Source organism: Mucilaginibacter psychrotolerans, assembly GCF_004519315.1.
Taxonomy (GTDB): domain Bacteria; phylum Bacteroidota; class Bacteroidia; order Sphingobacteriales; family Sphingobacteriaceae; genus Mucilaginibacter; species Mucilaginibacter psychrotolerans.
This window is the reverse complement of the sequence record NZ_SOZE01000002.1, coordinates 327,290-342,798: the sequence shown is the minus strand read 5'-3', so window position 1 is coordinate 342,798 and position 15,509 is coordinate 327,290. Positions and strand designations below refer to the sequence as shown.

The following is a 15,509-nucleotide window of genomic DNA, read 5'->3' as shown; positions in this document are numbered from 1 at the left end:
CAGGGTGGTTATTGTTGTGTTATTAGCCAAATGTTAACTCCATTCATTTCTTAAGCGTAGCTGCACTTTAAGGCAGTCCTTATCAGCCTTCAAAGCCCCGCAGAATTTATTGGCATCAAACCCGTTAGGAGCTCTTTTAGCCAAAATCTTTTTGACCTTGTTTATATCCTCAATGGTTTTAATTATCAATACCATGCTCAAATATAAGCAAAAATGCGTCTTATTTCGGCCCGTAAGTTACAATCGGGATAATCATTTCTTCTAAGGAGATGCCGCCATGCTGGAACGTCTCGTTATAAAAATTCACAAAGTGATTGTAATTATTCGGGTACACAAAGTAGCTATCGCCTTTGGCGAATACGAAGCTGCTGCTTACATGTAGCTTGGGCAACATGGCATCGTGTGGGTTGCGAATGTGAAAAACCTCTTTGGCGTTGTAGTTGAGGTTTTTGCCTTGTTTGTAGCGCAGGTTGGTGTTGGTGTTACGGTCGCCAATGATCTTGCTCGGGTTTTTTACTTTGATAGTACCATGGTCCGTTGTGATGATTACTCTCACCTGCTTAGATGCTAAAAACTTCAACAGATCGAACAATGGTGAGTGCTCAAACCAGGATAAGGTGAGCGAGCGGTAGGCTGCGTCGTCGCTGGCAAGCTCGCGTATCATTTGCATATCGGTGCGGGCGTGGCTCAACATATCCACAAAATTGTAAACCACCACATTCAAATCGTTCTGCATCAGGTTGTTTACCAATTCGTTCAGCGCGCGGCCCTCATCTATATTCAATATCTTATGGTACGAATGCTTTATTTCGCGGCGTAACGTGCGCTTTAGCTGGTCGGCAATAAAATCCGCCTCGAACAGGTTCTTGCCGCCTTCGTCCTCGTCGTTCTGCCACATTTGCGGGTAGCGTTTCTCCATATCTAAAGGCATCAGGCCCGAGAATATGGCGTTACGTGCATACTGCGTTGCGGTTGGTAAAATACTGTAGTAAGTATCCTCTTCTTCCAGCCTGAAGTATTCTGATATGATGGGGTTGATGATCTTGAACTGGTCGTAGCGCAGGTTATCTATCAGGATAAAGAAAACCGGCCCGTTGCCATCGAGCTTAGGGAATACTTTCTTCTTGAACAATTGCGGCGAAGAGGTTGGCGCGGTATCGGGGTTTTTTATCCAATTGAGGTAGTTGCGCTCCACAAATTTGCAAAACTGCACGTTGGCCTCTGCCTTTTGCAGCGTTAGTATTTCGTGCATTCCGGCATCCTCCAGGGTTTCCAGTTCCAACTCCCAGTAGATAAGTTTCTTATACACATCTACCCATTCCTGGTGGCTCAGGTTGTCGTTCAGCGTCATGCCCAGCGTGCGGAAATCCATCTGGTAGGCCATGGTGGTTTTCTCGGTTACCAGGCGCTTGTTCTCGGTAAGTTTTTTAATGGTAAGCTGTATCTGCTTAGGGTGCACCGGTTTAATGAGGTAATCATCAATCTTGGAGCCAATGGCGTCCTCCATCAGGTACTCTTCCTCATTTTTGGTTATCAAAACAATAGGCACATCGCTGCGGATATTCTTTATTTGCTGTAAGGTTTCCAGTCCGGTTAGGCCGGGCATATTCTCGTCCAGGAAAACCAGGTCGAAGTATTGTTTTTTGAATTCGTCTAAAGCGTCGTGGCCATTGGTTACGGTGGTAACCTTGTAGCCCTTTTCGGTCAAGAACATGATATGTGGCTTCAACAAGTCAATCTCATCGTCGGCCCACAATATGGCGGTATCCTGCATAATATATCTAATTTTACCCTTCTATAACCCCGGGTTTGTATAATTTGTTGTAAAATTATACAAAGGTTTAACATATATTAACACTAGCATGGTGCTTGTTTTGTCATAATTAGGCACTTTTGCATACTATAACGCCGCATTGAACAAAAAGAAGATCATAAACGACCCTGTGTACGGGTTCATCAGCATACCGAGCGACCTGGTTTTCGATCTTATCGAACACCCTTACTTCCAGCGGCTCAGGTATATCAAGCAACTGGGCATGACACATTTGGTGTATCCCGGGGCATTGCATACCCGTTTCCATCACGCCATTGGTGCCATGCACCTGATGGGCACTGCCATAGAAACCCTTTGCAACAAAGGCGGCACAATCACGCCGGAAGAAAAAGAGGGCCTGCTGATTGCTATCCTGCTACACGATATTGGCCACGGCCCTTTCTCGCATGCGCTGGAACAAACCATCATCGAAGGTATCGACCACGAACATATATCTATCTTGCTGATGGATAAGCTGAACCAGCAGTTCCACGGGCAGCTTTCGCTGGCTATTGCGATATTCAAGGGCACTTATCACAAAAAATTCATGCATCAGCTGGTATCCAGCCAGCTGGATATGGATAGAATGGACTACCTTAACCGCGACAGCTTTTTTACCGGCGTATCTGAAGGCGTTATCAGTTCAGACCGTATCATTAAGATGCTGAACGTTAAAGACGATAACGTTACCGTAGAGGAAAAAGGCATTTACTCGATAGAAAAATTCCTGATAGCGCGCCGGCTAATGTACTGGCAAGTGTACCTGCACAAAACCGTTATAGCGGCAGAGCAGCTGCTCTGCAAGATATTCAACCGCAGTCGCGAGCTGGCACTGATGGGCCAAAAGTTCAACATCACCCCGGCGCTTAGCCACTTTTTGGATAATATTATCCCGCGCGAAGCCTTTAATGACGGAAGCATACACCTGGATATTTTTGCCAAGCTGGATGATACCGACGTAATGGCTGCTGTAAAGGTGTGGGCCGATAGCAGCGATTTGGTATTGAGTACCTTGTGTAATAACTTTATACAACGCAAGCTTTTCCATGTAGATATGGCATCTACCCCGCCCGATGAAGATTTTGTAGCCGGGCTAAGGCGCAAAGCTGCCGCGAAATATAATATTACCGAGGAAGAAGCCGGCTATTTTGTTTTTACGGATGTGATACGAAACAACGCCTATAACAAAGGCGACGGCAACATACAAATATTGATGAAGAACGGCGACATAAAGGACATTGCACAGGCAAGCGACAACAGCAACCTGGAGGCATTAACCAAAACCGTAAAAAAATATATACTTTGCTATAGTAAAGGGCTTGTCTGAACCCGAATTTTTCACTGTTAATTGTTTTTTAACGGTTTTTAAGAGGGCTGTGCCGTTATACGAATTTAAAGAATGGGCAAAATTAAAAATGCCAATCTAAAAGCAATTCTGTTAATTCGCTTAATGCCATAAAATTCGAGTTCAGAAAAAATGGACAATGTTAATAGGGCATAAACAAAACGTAAAATAAACCTAAATTTGCAGGATGCAATTTACCGCTAAGGACATAGCCTTTATGCTAAACGGAACTGTTGAAGGCGACCCGCTTGCGGCCGTTAGTCAGCTAGCTAAAATAGAAGAGGCGCAACAGGGTTCGTTATCGTTTTTGGCCAATCCAAAATATGAGCAGTATTTGTACACCACTGATGCATCTATCGTTATCATCAATAAAAGCCAGCAATTAACCGGGCCGGTAAAGGCATCGCTAATACGAGTGGAGAATGCCTACAACGCTTTTACACTGCTGCTTGAACAATACAATACGCTTAAGTTAAATAAAAAAGGTATCGAGCAGCCCTCGTTCATACACACCTCGGCACAAATTGGGCAGGACGCATACATAGGTGCTTTCGCCTACATCAGTCAAAATGTAAAATTGGGAGCTAACTGTAAAGTTTACCCAAATTGCTACATTGCAGATAATGTAACCCTTGGCGATAATGTTACCTTATTCCCCGGAGTTACAGTTTATTTTGATTGTGTTATAGGTAACAATGTCATCATCCACTCGGGCTCGGTAATTGGCAGCGATGGTTTCGGCTTTGCGCCAAAGCCAGATGGTACTTACAATAAGATACCCCAAATAGGCAATGTAATTATTGAGGATGATGTGGAGATAGGCTCCAATACTACTGTAGATAGGGCCACAATGGGTTCAACCATTATACACAAAGGCACCAAGCTGGATAACCTGGTACAGATAGCCCACAATGTGGAGATTGGGGAAAACACGGTGATTGCCGCCCAAACCGGCATTGCCGGCAGCACCAAACTGGAAGCCAATGTAATGCTTGGCGGGCAGGTGGGTATTGTAGGGCATATCAGCATAGCAAAAGGCACGCAGGTACAAGCGCAATCGGGGGTTAGTCGCCCTATAAAACAAGAAGGGCTAAAGTGGGGCGGCTCGCCGGCTTTATTATATGGCGACAATATGCGGTCGAACGTGGTGGTAAGCCGCCTGCCCGAATTAGAAAAGAGAGTTTTAGAGTTAGAAAAGATAATTACGGAATTGAAAAATAAATAGTTCATTGGTTCACCTGTTCATTGGTTCATTAGTATTGCAAAAGCAACTATAGACACCCCCCCAATAAACAAATGAGCCAATGACCAATGAATTATAAAAATGAATGTAAAACAAAGAACTATTAAAGAGCCTGTTTCTGTTTCGGGCACAGGGCTGCACACCGGCGAATTTGTAACGCTTACCTTTAACCCGGCCCCCGAAAAACACGGTTATAAATTCCGCAGAACCGACCTCCCGGGCCAGCCTATCATCGATGCCGATTGCGACAACGTTACTGATACCTCGCGCGGTACCACGCTTACCCAAAACGGTGCCAGTGTAAGCACGGTGGAGCACGTGCTGGCTGCAATGGTTGGTTTGGAAATTGATAACGTGCTGATAGACGTTAGTGGCCCCGAAATGCCGATAATGGACGGTAGTTCGATAAAATTCATTGATGCAATAGAGGCTATTGGTTTTACCGAGCAGGAAGCCGACCGCGAATATTACCACATACCTTACAACATACACTATACAGAACCCGACCGCAAGGTAGAAATGGTGGCCATGCCTTTGGATGCCGACTACCGATTTACCTGCATGGTAGATTATAATTCGGCTGTGTTAGGCAGCCAGCATGCTACCATATCAACCATAGCCGAGTTTAAAAAAGAGATAGCATCCAGCCGTACCTTTTGCTTTTTGCACGAACTGGAAACATTGCTGAAGCACGACCTCATAAAAGGCGGTGATTTGAACAACGCCATAGTTGTGGTTGATAAGGATGTAGACGAAGACGAACTTGCTCACCTGGCCAAGCTATTCAACCGCAAAGATATCAGCGTAGCACCGCAGGGGATATTGAACAACATCGAGCTTCGTCACCAAAACGAGCCCGCCCGCCACAAACTGCTGGATATGATTGGCGATTTGGCCTTAGTTGGCGTACCGCTGAAGGGCCATATTATGGCCGCAAGGCCGGGCCACGCCGCAAACGTTGCATTCGCCAAAAAGATAAAAACCCTCATCAAAAAAGAACGCAGCCGCAAGCATATAAAAGTGTACGATCCTAACATGAAACCGGTGTACGATACGGTGCAGATAATGAACATTCTGCCGCACCGCCCGCCAATGTTACTGATTGATAAGATATTGGAGTTATCCAAAACGCACGTGGTAGGTTTGAAAGCCGTAACCATGAACGAGCCGTTCTTCATCGGCCACTTCCCGGGCGCACCAGTAATGCCGGGTGTTTTGCAGATAGAAGCAATGGCCCAAACCGGCGGCATTTTGGTGCTGAACACCGTGCCCGACCCGGAGAACTGGCTTACACTGTTCCTTAAAATAGAAAATGCACGGTTTAAAGATAAGGTATTGCCCGGCGATACGTTAATATTCCGTTGTGACCTGGTTGCGCCTATACGCCGTGGCATTGCGCAAATGAAGGGCACAGGAATGGTTGGCGAAAAAATTGTGGTAGAGGCCGAGCTAATGGCACAAATAGTAAAATACAAATAAAGCATGATACAGCCCTTAGCTTATATACACCCTCAGGCCAAAATTGCCGATAACGTAGTAATTGAACCGTTTGTAACCATCCATAAAGATGTGGAAATTGGCGAGGGCACCTGGGTGGGTTCCAATTCGGTGATAATGGATGGTGCCCGCATCGGCAAAAACTGCCGCATTTTTCCGGGCGCTGTTGTATCGGCACCACCGCAGGATTTAAAGTACAAAGGCGAGCCAAGCACCGTTACCGTGGGCGATAATACCGTTATCCGCGAATGCGTAACCCTTAACCGCGGCACCGCTTTGGATAAAAACACTACCACCATAGGCAGTAATTGCCTCCTGATGGCCTACGTGCACGTAGCACATGACTGCGTTATCGGCGATAACGTAATCATAGCCAACGCCGTGCAGCTGGCCGGCCACATCAACGTGTACGATTATGCATTCATTGGCGGCACGTCTGCCGTGCACCAATTTGTAGAAATTGGCGCGCATAGCATGATATCGGGTGGATCGTTGGTACGTAAGGACGTGCCACCGTTCACCAAGGCAGGCCGTGAGCCGTTATCCTACATCGGCATCAACTCGGTTGGTTTACGCCGCAGGGGCTTTTCGGCTGCTACTATCAACGAGATACAAGAGATATACCGTATCATCTTCCTCAAAAAATACAACATGACCAAAGCTTTGGATATCATCGAAGCCGAGTTTAACCCAACCGTAGAGCGCGACGAGATCATCAACTTTGTGCAAAACTCGCAGCGCGGTATCATGAAGGGTTTTGGGAGTATATAATTTGTCTGAACTCGAATTAAACGAATTTTGGGAATGGGCAGAATTAGGAAGAGCATTGCTGCAGATAATGGCTTCTGTAAATTCTTTAATTCCATAAACGGCCCAGCCCTCTTGAGCACCTCAAAACAAACACCCGCGAAAAATTCGAGTTCAGACAAAAGAAAATGACCATCTCCCTAAAAAATATAGGCCGCAGGTTTAACCGCGAATGGATATTCAAGGGGATTGATTATACATTTGCCGATAGGGAGAGTTACGCGATACTGGGATCTAACGGTTCGGGAAAATCAACCTTGCTGCAGGTTTTAAACGGCAGCCTGGTGCCGTCTGCGGGGGATTTGGCATATACATACGAAAGTAAACTCGTAAACCCAGAAGATGTATTCACATACCTGAGCCTGGCCGCACCCTACCTTGAACTGATTGAAGAATTCAGCCTGAGCGAAATCATCGAGTTCCATTTCAAATTCAAACACTATAAACCTGGCTTGGATAAACAAGCCGTTGCCGATACACTGGGCCTCGCCGGCAGCCGCAACAAACTCGTCAAATATTTTTCATCGGGCATGAAACAACGGCTGAAGCTGGCCCTTGCTTTCTGTTCGGATACGCCGATGCTGATGCTGGACGAACCCACCTCCAACCTGGATACCCAGGGCATCGACTGGTACCTAAGCCTCATAGAGCAATACAGCGCCAATAGACTTACCATCATCTGCTCCAACCAGGAGCACGAATACAGCTTCTGCAAAAACCGGCTAAGCATTGCCGATTATAAATCGTAAGGGGCCACATACTTTACCACATCGGGCTGTATCAAAAAAAACATTGTGTGATCTTGCGCTCGTGAAGTAGCAAATATTTGCGTGCTTTATGTATGAATCACCAATATTCTCATGGGCTATAATCAAAAAAAGGGGTGCTATAGCACCCCCTTTTTATAAACACGTTCGATGTATGGTTATAGCTCTTCGTCGTGCTGGCTCATATCCAGACCAGCTAGTTCGTCGGCTTCAGATACACGCAACTTGCTTATCATATCGGTTACCTTCAATAACAGAAGAGCCCCGAAGAAAGCAAACGCAGAAACAACCACTAAGGCAATAAGATGTTTAACAAACAGGGTGGTTTCGCCATAAAACAAACCATTACCTGTTGTATTTAAACTATTAACGCTTTGTGTAGCAAATATACCCGTTAAAAGCATACCCATCATGCCACCAACACCATGGCAAGGGAAAACATCCAAAGTATCATCGATGTTTGTTTTAGAACGCCATATAACTACCAAATTACTTACCACAGCGGCAACTATACCTACTATCAATGAACTTGATACGGTAATGTAGCCGGCAGCAGGGGTTACAGCTACCAAACCCACAACGGCACCTATACAAGCGCCCATTGCCGATGGTTTTTTACCCCTCAAAATATCAAAAAATATCCACGACATGGCTGCCGCTGCCGAAGCAGTTGTTGTAGTTGCCAAAGCTGTAGAAGCCAGTTCGCCGGCCGTTAATGCAGAACCTGCGTTAAAACCGAACCAGCCAAACCAAAGCAAGCCGGTGCCTAATATCACGTAGCTGATGCGGGCAGGCGTGTGGGCCTCTGGCACTTCGTTACGTTTTTTAAGATACAATGCCGATGCTAATGCAGCCCAGCCAGCGCTCATGTGTACCACGGTACCGCCTGCGAAATCAAGGACGCCCATTTTGAAGAAATAACCATCAGGATGCCAGGTTGCGTGCGCAAGCGGGATGTAAATGATTACAATGAACAGCGTAATAAAAATGAGGTAAGAGTTAAATCGGATACGCTCTGCAAATGCACCGGTAATTAACGCAGGCGTAATAACCGCGAATTTTAACTGGAACATTGCAAATAATATGACCGGTATAGTAGGAGAGGCTTTCCAGGCCACGCCGAGCGTGTTCTGCATCATGAAGAACGATTTAGGATTGCCAATGATACCCCATCCATTAACGTCATCGCCAAAGGCCATACTGAAACCGAACACCACCCAAATGATAGTGATAAGGCCCATACAAACAAAGCTTTGCAGCATGGTAGAGATAACGTTTTTCTTACGAACCATGCCGCCGTAAAAGAAAGCGAGGCCCGGTGTCATCAATAATACGAGTGCGGTTGATATTAGCATCCAGGCAACATCGGCGCCTACAAATTTGGCTGTGTCTGGTTTAGGGTTTACCTGGGCACCCGGGTATAGCAACGCCAGGATTACTACGATTACGAGTATGCCGAATGGTACAATTTTTTTCATTTTGTTGTCGTGATAAGTGATTAAATTAAAATAGTCGGGGTAGCCACTGGTTGGTGGTTGGGTATGCTAAAACAAAAAGCAACAATAGCAGTGTTATTTCCGGCGCAATTCTTAAGGACTCCCTCAAATCAAGGGGCTATCAGTAAAATTCAATCGGGAATAGTGGCAAACTGTTGCTCCAGGTTCAACCCTACCAAAAAGAGTGGTACGGAAACAACATCAGCTTGGTTAGCCGCTCAATAGCTAAATCATGCCAATGGTAATCACTTTTCAGGTATGAGAAACCCGAATTAAAAATGGTAATCGCGCTGCCGGATAACGAATGGAAACGGATTTTGTTGGCTTGGAAACTCCTTACACGGTTTTTAAGGTAAAAAGCTGCAATGATGTGCCGCTTTTCCTGATTTTCCCGGTAGTTAGTTGTTGAATTTATTGAAGGAGTTTCATTTTGATCGAAAAAAGGAAGTGAAAGCAGAAAAATTGCCTCAAATAGCAAGAAAAATGTTAAAATATGTCTATATTTTCTTAGAGGCATAATCTAAAAGTAGAATATTAAAATGAAAATGACAAAAAAAATGACGATTTTTTATTATTTCTTTTTAAAATACATCATTGGTTGCAATTTTTACTAAATAAACTACGGAAACCCTAGAATATATTGACAAAAGCGCATTATATCTATACGTTTTATCACAAAATAACCGTTAGAAAAATTTTGGAACAGAAATGTGCTTTAAAATAATTCAAGCTGGCCAGAGGGCCCCTTCTCTCTTATTTCCGGGGTGGTAAAGTTAGAAACGGTTATGCCTAGCAGCCGAACGGGACTTTCTTCCACATCTGTGGCGCGCAGCAGGCTTTTGGCAGTGGCAGCGATAGTTTGCAAATCATCCAGCCCATCTGGGTATGATTGGCTGCGCGTTATCTGCCTGAAATCGCTGTATTTTACTTTCAGGGTTATGGTGCGGCCTTTCAGTTGGTGCTTTACAAGCCGCTGATGCACCAGCAGGGCTATCTTATCAAGCTCAGCCTCCATTTCCTCTAAAGAGCTCAGGTCGTAGGGGAAAGTATCTTCTGCACCTACCGATTTGGTTTCGCGATGCGGTTGCACTTCGCGCTCATCAATGCCTCTTACTATATTATAATAAAAGGCCCCCGCCTTGCCAAAGTGGCGGGTTATTTGTTCCAGCGAGAGCTGCTTGAGATCGGCACCTGTAAACAAGCCCAGCTTTTTCATCTTATCGGCCGTTACTTTGCCTACGCCCCAAAATTTCTCTACCGGAAGCTTTTCTATGAACGATGCCAGCGACGACGGGCCTATGAATGTGAGCCCATCCGGCTTTTCCATATCAGAGGCTATTTTGGCTACAAATTTATTCACCGATACGCCTGCCGACGCTGTGAGGTCAAGCTCATCTTTTATGGCTTGTTTGATGGCTTTGGCAATATCGATGGCCGAGCCTATGCCTAATTTATCTTCGGTAACATCCAGGTAGGCTTCATCCAGGGAAAGGGGCTCTATCAGATCGGTGTACCGGCCAAATATCTCGCGGATATGCTGCGATACCTCTTTGTACGCCGCAAATCGTGGCCTTACAAAGATGGCATGCGGGCAAAGTTGCAATGCCCTCCGGCTGGACATGGCCGAGCGCACGCCGAATTTGCGCGCCTCGTAACTTGCCGTGGCCACTACTCCCCTTGCATCGGGTGCGCCGCCCACCACAAGGGGCTTTCCGCAATATTCCGGATTGTCGCGCTGCTCTACGGATGCGTAAAAAGCATCCATATCTATATGGATAATCTTACGCCGGGGCTGTCCTTGCTTTTCTTCCACCTATAATGCCGGGTAAACAAATTAAATCTGTGTTCTTTGGCGTAAAATTAAAACACAAATACCGCAAAAATGCCATAATCGGGGGTATTAAATACTCAAACTATTCTTGCCGCCCTTTAACGGATAGCTTTTGCCCAACCATACCAAAACACCATCAGTACCCATGGGTAAATTTATCGAAATGGCCCATCTACTGCCGGTTTTGGCGTAGTTTACAGCCACCACACCATTGGGGTGAGGTATCTCGCCGCTGGCACTTGTCATCTTGCCCAAGTGCGGTTCTATCCTTATTCTGCTAAACCCCGGCGCATCGCTGTCTATCCCCAGCACCGTGCGGAAGAACTCGATATTAGGGCTGGCTCCCCAGGCGTGGCAATCGCTGCGGTTATGCTCCAGGTCGGATATTTCGGCCCAGGTGGTCAGACCCATTTTGATGTTGTCGCGCCAAACATCCAGCCAACTCAAATAATCGTTCCCCAACCCGCCTTTTACCAATGCCTGGTGCAGATAATATTTAAAGTAGATAGTGCATTTTACAAGGTTGCTGTCGGCGGCTATTTTTTTGGCGAGGGGTGCGGTATTTGCTCCTGCCGCGCCGCTCAGGATGGCCAGTGCGTTGGTATGCTGCGAATAAGTGAGCTTATCGCCGGCATCGGCGTAGAAACCTTTGGCTGCATCCCAATATTTGCGTTGGATGGTTGCCTTTAATTTCGCGGCGGCGGCGCGGTATTGTTGGGCGTACACCGGCATGCCCATTTTTGCCTCCATTTCGGCGGCTTGCTGGTAGGTCCATAGCAATTGCATATCCAGCATGGCCGAGTTACCGTTGGCGTCTTTTGGCGGCTGGCCAAAATCCCAGCCTTTGGTGCCTACCCAATCTACAAAGCGCCAATAGGGCGGGTTTTTGAGCGAGCCGTCTGCCTGTTGGTACCGGGCGAAGAAGGCCAGCACCTGCCGCGTGCCGTCGAGTTTTTCTTTTACGAAGGCTTCGTCGTTGCGGTACATCCAATAATCGTGCAGCATGCTGATGTACCAGAGCGAAAAAGTGGAGATAATTTGCGGACTGAATGATGGATGCCTGCTCAGCGTAATCCCTTCAGCCAGGCGCGAGTGGTCCATTTGGTTGAGGGCGTTGCGGGCCAGGCGGTCATCGCCCGTGTTGAAATAGGAAACAAGCGCCTGTATACGGCCGTCGCCTATGTATTGCAGTTGCTCGTAATAGGGGCAATCGAAGTAAGTTTCCATGGCGCAGGAGCGAGCCGTGCGGAAACCGATATCCAGCATCTGCTGCAACTCGGGGTTGCCGACATTTAATTTAGCTTTGAATTTAAAGGGATAGCCGGTAAAAGTACCGTAGATATCGTTAATGGTTAGCGGCTCATCTTTGGTGAAAATATTCACCAAAATGTAGCGATAGGTGCGGAAGGCCAGCGTAGTGAAGCTTTGCTTGCCTGAGCCATCGGAAATTATACTATCTTCCTGCCAACGAATTTGTAGCCATCTACATCGTTGCGGTTAGGTTTTACGATTTGATAGGTATTGCCCACGTTTTTCATGGGCGATTCGCAATAGGTGAGTGATATTCCAGCATTATCGCCACCGCTGAAATTTAAGTTCAGGTATGCGTTGGTGAGGAACGACTGGTCGAGCAGTAACGAAGCTTTGGTATTGGCCGGGATGGTGAGGGGCGCGTTCCCTGAGAGGAAAGTTGTGGGTACGGTGACACCGCTTGCCTTGCGCACCGCCGCCAAACGTTGCTGTTTCAATTCCATTTGCGGCAAAGATGATGGCACCAGCATCCAGCCAAAAGCGTTGGTGAAGCCCTTAGGATTACCCCTATCTATCTTTTGGGCGTTGAGCCAGCCTTTATCATTATCCTGCCAGTTGTTGATGGTTTTGTGCATATCCAGCAATTCGCCGGGACCGGCAACGTAATAAGTGCTGTAGCCCACGCCTAACACCGGTTTATAAGCGTCGTTGCGGATACATTTCCAGCTGTTATCGGTATTCAAAACTTCTTCTATACCGGTATCGCCTTGTAAGATAAAGGCGGTTTGTTGCGATATCTGCGCCTCGGGGCGGTATTCACCGTCGTTCCAAACCTCAGCGGCAATGTTGTTTTTGCCACCGGTTAAATACGGGGCAATATCTACAGTTTCGTAGTTCCAGTAATAGGTATCGCCACGTGCTGGTCCAAGGGATACCAGCGTATGATTTACGTATAGTTTATACCGGTTATCTGCCGATACATGTACCACGAACTTCGCCGGCTTGGTGGGTAAATCCACAGACTTGCTGAAATAGTAAACGCCATAGCCCTGTACGGGCTGGTTGGGCACGGTTATCCACGAGGCTTTCCATTGCCTGGATAACAGCGAAGGGTTGATGTTTTGGGCAGAGGCAGCTAAGTAAAGTGCAGTACTTGCCAGTGCCAGAAAGGCGGTATAGATACGTTTCATGGTTGCGGATAGGATAATAACAGGTTTATTAAAGGTAGAAAAATAGCCAACAAAAAAAGGCGCGATAATTCGCGCCCTAAATATTTTGAATTGATATGTGAGTTCCCTATTTCACGCATCGCTTTAGCCTCACCTAAACGGCGAAGCCCTCATGAAATAATCCTCTTCAAAGGGAGGACTTTCAATAGATGCTTTTTAGCCCCTCTCCCTTGGAGAAGGGTTGGGATGAGGCTCCCTATTTCACGCTTTTGCGCTGTACAATGAAATACCCGGCTATAAAAACCACTACCGATACGGCCACCGCCACAAAAACATCTTTGGTAAATACATCTATTGCAATATCCTGGGCAGGTCCCCTTTTGTTTTTGAACATACTGCTTAAAGCCACCATAGGGTGCGCGTAGGGCAGCGTGTAAGCATACTCCCAGCCCTTCGAAGCTGCTGTAATACCAACAATAGTAAGTATGAAGCCTATCCCCATCGGTTTCAGGAAATCGCTCCAAAGCAAACTCATCAGAAACTGGATGGAAAGAATGCCCAGCGATGAAAGGAATAGCTTGAAGTACACCTGCGTAAGCACCCACTCGAGGTGGTAAGTGTTGAATTTAAGTTCGGGTTTCAGCAGGCTTAACAAGTTGCCGAAGCCGATGGTGAACAGTACGAACAATGACAAGCATAGCAAAACAAGGAACACCGCATAAGCAAACTTGGCCCCATAAACCGACCAGCGCGAAATAGGCAGACTGAACAGAGTTTTCCAGGTATCTGCCTTATGCTCTACATTGTTTACAGAATAAGCTATAAATATCGTGTATATAGGCAACAACAAGGTGCCCATTACACCCAGGCTTACCAGCGCAAATTGCAGCCAAAGCAACATGCCAGACATGGCTACGAATTTCTCGCTCTTGAAGTAGAAGATAGATAACGCCAGCAGACTTATCAAAAACGGCAGTATGATGGCTCCCCAGAAACCGGCTGTTTTACGGCTCTTATAAAACTCCGACCGGAACGATAGTATAAATCCTTTCATGTCTTTTCTGGTTAATTGCTTTTGGTTATAGACAGGAACAGGTTCTCCAGGTCTTTATGTTGTTTGTTAATGGCGAAAACCGTTATGCCATTTTGGTTGAGCAACCCGTTTACGGTGCCCATTTGCTGTTTAGATATATAGGGTACGGTAAGACTATCGTTGTTCACGTTGGCTACCTCGTAACGGTTGCGCTGAAGCAGGTTTGCTGCATCCACCACGTTATCAGTTTCAATGTATATCATGGGCTGGCTTATGGCCTCCAGGTCCTTGATATCTCCCTGGAAAAGCAATTCGCCATTGTTGATGATACCTACGTGGGTGGCCATCTTCTCTATCTCGCCCAACAAGTGGCTGCTGATGAATACCGTTTTTTTGTGATCGCGTGTTAGGCGTACCAGCAATTCGCGTATTTCGATGATACCGTTCGGGTCGAGGCCGTTGGTAGGCTCATCCAATATCAATAGCTTAGGGTTGCTTAATAAAGCCAGTGCAATACCCAGGCGCTGTTTCATCCCCAGCGAATACTGCCCTGCTTTTTTGCCGGCGGCGTTACTTAGCTTTACCAAGGCCAGCATCTCATCTACCCGGGCATCGTCAACGCCCAGCAACATAGCGCGGTTCAGCAGGTTTTCACGACCGCTCATGTGTGCGTATATGGCGGGCTGCTCTATCAGCGAGCCAATTTCCGATAATATGGCTATTCGATTGGTTTGCAGCTCTTTCTCGAAAACAAAAATGCTGCCTTCATCCGTTTTTAACAGATTAAGCAGCATTTTAATGGTGGTGGTTTTACCGGCACCGTTTGGGCCTAAAAACCCGTATATACTTCCTTCCGGAACTTGTAATGATAGTGATTTAACAACCTGCTGGCTGCCAAAGCTGTACGATAACCCCTCGGTACGAATTACCATACGTTCTCTTTGCTTACAGATACAACTGTTTTTACTAAGCTAACGCCTTTTACAAAAAGCGATTTGGCTTGTGCAGCAGATGCGTGTGCGGCTGTAAATTCTTGCGTTTTTTGTTCAAACTGGTAGCTCACCCCCATTACTATGGCAAAAAGCACTGGTGCCAATAATAAGATGAAGGGGTTTGAATTTGAAACTAGCTTTTTCATTGTTGTGATTGTTTTGATAGTACAAAGGAATACTAAACAATGGGCCCGCTAAAATCAATTAGACCAACAGGCCGGAATTGTAGATGAACGCCTTTTTACGGCCATTGGCCCGTTCATCG

Annotated in this window: 14 protein-coding genes; 5 read left to right on the top strand and 9 right to left on the bottom strand. The window is 46.3% G+C overall.

Translation table 11 applies throughout. The features are described from left to right. Positions 1 to 220: 220 nt before the first annotated feature. Complete coding sequence (gene porX / locus E2R66_RS03620; RefSeq protein ID WP_133226279.1) at positions 221 to 1,774, bottom strand: T9SS response regulator signal transducer PorX; 1,554 nt, start codon at positions 1,772 to 1,774, stop codon at positions 221 to 223. A 139-nt stretch (positions 1,775 to 1,913) separates the two neighbouring features. Between porX and E2R66_RS03615 the strand changes: the two genes are divergently transcribed. From E2R66_RS03615 to E2R66_RS03595, 5 genes are all read left to right on the top strand, one after another. After that, positions 1,914 to 3,140 (top strand): HD domain-containing protein, encoded by a 1,227-nt coding sequence (locus E2R66_RS03615; protein ID WP_133226281.1) that lies wholly within the window; start codon positions 1,914 to 1,916, stop codon positions 3,138 to 3,140. 205 nt (positions 3,141 to 3,345) lie between these two features. Next, positions 3,346 to 4,383: a UDP-3-O-(3-hydroxymyristoyl)glucosamine N-acyltransferase gene (lpxD, locus tag E2R66_RS03610; RefSeq protein WP_133226283.1), complete on the top strand. Its 1,038-nt coding sequence runs from the start codon at positions 3,346 to 3,348 to the stop codon at positions 4,381 to 4,383. A gap of 99 nt (positions 4,384 to 4,482) precedes the next feature. After that, a complete protein-coding gene (locus E2R66_RS03605; protein ID WP_192901937.1) occupies positions 4,483 to 5,880 on the top strand; it encodes a bifunctional UDP-3-O-[3-hydroxymyristoyl] N-acetylglucosamine deacetylase/3-hydroxyacyl-ACP dehydratase in 1,398 nt (465 codons plus the stop codon). A gap of 3 nt (positions 5,881 to 5,883) precedes the next feature. After that, entirely contained in the window at positions 5,884 to 6,669 is a 786-nt protein-coding gene (lpxA, locus tag E2R66_RS03600; RefSeq protein ID WP_133226287.1) for an acyl-ACP--UDP-N-acetylglucosamine O-acyltransferase, read from the top strand. Between the two features lie 164 nt (positions 6,670 to 6,833). Next, positions 6,834 to 7,454, top strand: coding sequence for an ABC transporter ATP-binding protein (locus tag E2R66_RS03595; protein WP_133226289.1), 621 nt, complete (start codon positions 6,834 to 6,836; stop codon positions 7,452 to 7,454). A gap of 176 nt (positions 7,455 to 7,630) precedes the next feature. Here E2R66_RS03595 and E2R66_RS03590 read toward each other — a convergent pair whose 3' ends face one another. The 8 genes from E2R66_RS03590 to E2R66_RS03560 all read right to left on the bottom strand — a co-directional run bounded on the left by E2R66_RS03590 (position 7,631) and on the right by E2R66_RS03560 (position 15,390). Then, entirely contained in the window at positions 7,631 to 8,950 is a 1,320-nt protein-coding gene (locus E2R66_RS03590) for an ammonium transporter (protein WP_133226291.1), read from the bottom strand. Positions 8,951 to 9,140: 190 nt separating this feature from the next. Next, a complete protein-coding gene (locus E2R66_RS03585) occupies positions 9,141 to 9,485 on the bottom strand; it encodes a hypothetical protein (protein ID WP_134737901.1) in 345 nt (114 codons plus the stop codon). Positions 9,486 to 9,683: 198 nt separating this feature from the next. Next, positions 9,684 to 10,781 (bottom strand): DNA polymerase IV, encoded by a 1,098-nt coding sequence (gene dinB / locus E2R66_RS03580; RefSeq protein ID WP_133226293.1) that lies wholly within the window; start codon positions 10,779 to 10,781, stop codon positions 9,684 to 9,686. An 87-nt stretch (positions 10,782 to 10,868) separates the two neighbouring features. Then, positions 10,869 to 12,182, bottom strand: a complete 1,314-nt coding sequence (locus E2R66_RS28760) for an alpha-L-rhamnosidase-related protein (protein WP_204985851.1) — start codon at positions 12,180 to 12,182, stop codon at positions 10,869 to 10,871. 65 nt (positions 12,183 to 12,247) lie between these two features. Next, positions 12,248 to 13,240 (bottom strand): hypothetical protein, encoded by a 993-nt coding sequence (locus tag E2R66_RS28755; protein ID WP_204985850.1) that lies wholly within the window; start codon positions 13,238 to 13,240, stop codon positions 12,248 to 12,250. Positions 13,241 to 13,475: 235 nt separating this feature from the next. After that, positions 13,476 to 14,273, bottom strand: a complete 798-nt coding sequence (locus E2R66_RS03570; protein ID WP_133226295.1) for an ABC transporter permease — start codon at positions 14,271 to 14,273, stop codon at positions 13,476 to 13,478. An 11-nt stretch (positions 14,274 to 14,284) separates the two neighbouring features. Continuing rightward, positions 14,285 to 15,184, bottom strand: a complete 900-nt coding sequence (locus tag E2R66_RS03565; protein ID WP_133226297.1) for an ABC transporter ATP-binding protein — start codon at positions 15,182 to 15,184, stop codon at positions 14,285 to 14,287. Beyond that, complete coding sequence (locus tag E2R66_RS03560; protein WP_133226299.1) at positions 15,178 to 15,390, bottom strand: hypothetical protein; 213 nt, start codon at positions 15,388 to 15,390, stop codon at positions 15,178 to 15,180. The genes E2R66_RS03565 and E2R66_RS03560 overlap by 7 nt, the downstream gene beginning before the upstream one ends. Positions 15,391 to 15,509: the final 119 nt, after the last annotated feature.

Bases quoted from the DNA above. Each gene is read 5' to 3' on its own strand.
- E2R66_RS03585 (WP_134737901.1), bottom strand. From the start codon at position 9,485: ATGCCTCTAAGAAAATATAGACATATTTTAACATTTTTCTTGCTATTT.
- E2R66_RS03590 (WP_133226291.1), bottom strand. From the start codon at position 8,950: ATGAAAAAAATTGTACCATTCGGCATACTCGTAATCGTAGTAATCCTG.
- lpxA (WP_133226287.1), top strand. From the start codon at position 5,884: ATGATACAGCCCTTAGCTTATATACACCCTCAGGCCAAAATTGCCGAT.
- E2R66_RS03560 (WP_133226299.1), bottom strand. From the start codon at position 15,390: ATGAAAAAGCTAGTTTCAAATTCAAACCCCTTCATCTTATTATTGGCA.
- E2R66_RS28755 (WP_204985850.1), bottom strand. From the start codon at position 13,240: ATGAAACGTATCTATACCGCCTTTCTGGCACTGGCAAGTACTGCACTT.
- porX (WP_133226279.1), bottom strand. From the start codon at position 1,774: ATGCAGGATACCGCCATATTGTGGGCCGACGATGAGATTGACTTGTTG.
- E2R66_RS03595 (WP_133226289.1), top strand. From the start codon at position 6,834: ATGACCATCTCCCTAAAAAATATAGGCCGCAGGTTTAACCGCGAATGG.
- E2R66_RS03570 (WP_133226295.1), bottom strand. From the start codon at position 14,273: ATGAAAGGATTTATACTATCGTTCCGGTCGGAGTTTTATAAGAGCCGT.
- E2R66_RS03605 (WP_192901937.1), top strand. From the start codon at position 4,483: ATGAATGTAAAACAAAGAACTATTAAAGAGCCTGTTTCTGTTTCGGGC.
- lpxD (WP_133226283.1), top strand. From the start codon at position 3,346: ATGCAATTTACCGCTAAGGACATAGCCTTTATGCTAAACGGAACTGTT.
- E2R66_RS03565 (WP_133226297.1), bottom strand. From the start codon at position 15,184: ATGGTAATTCGTACCGAGGGGTTATCGTACAGCTTTGGCAGCCAGCAG.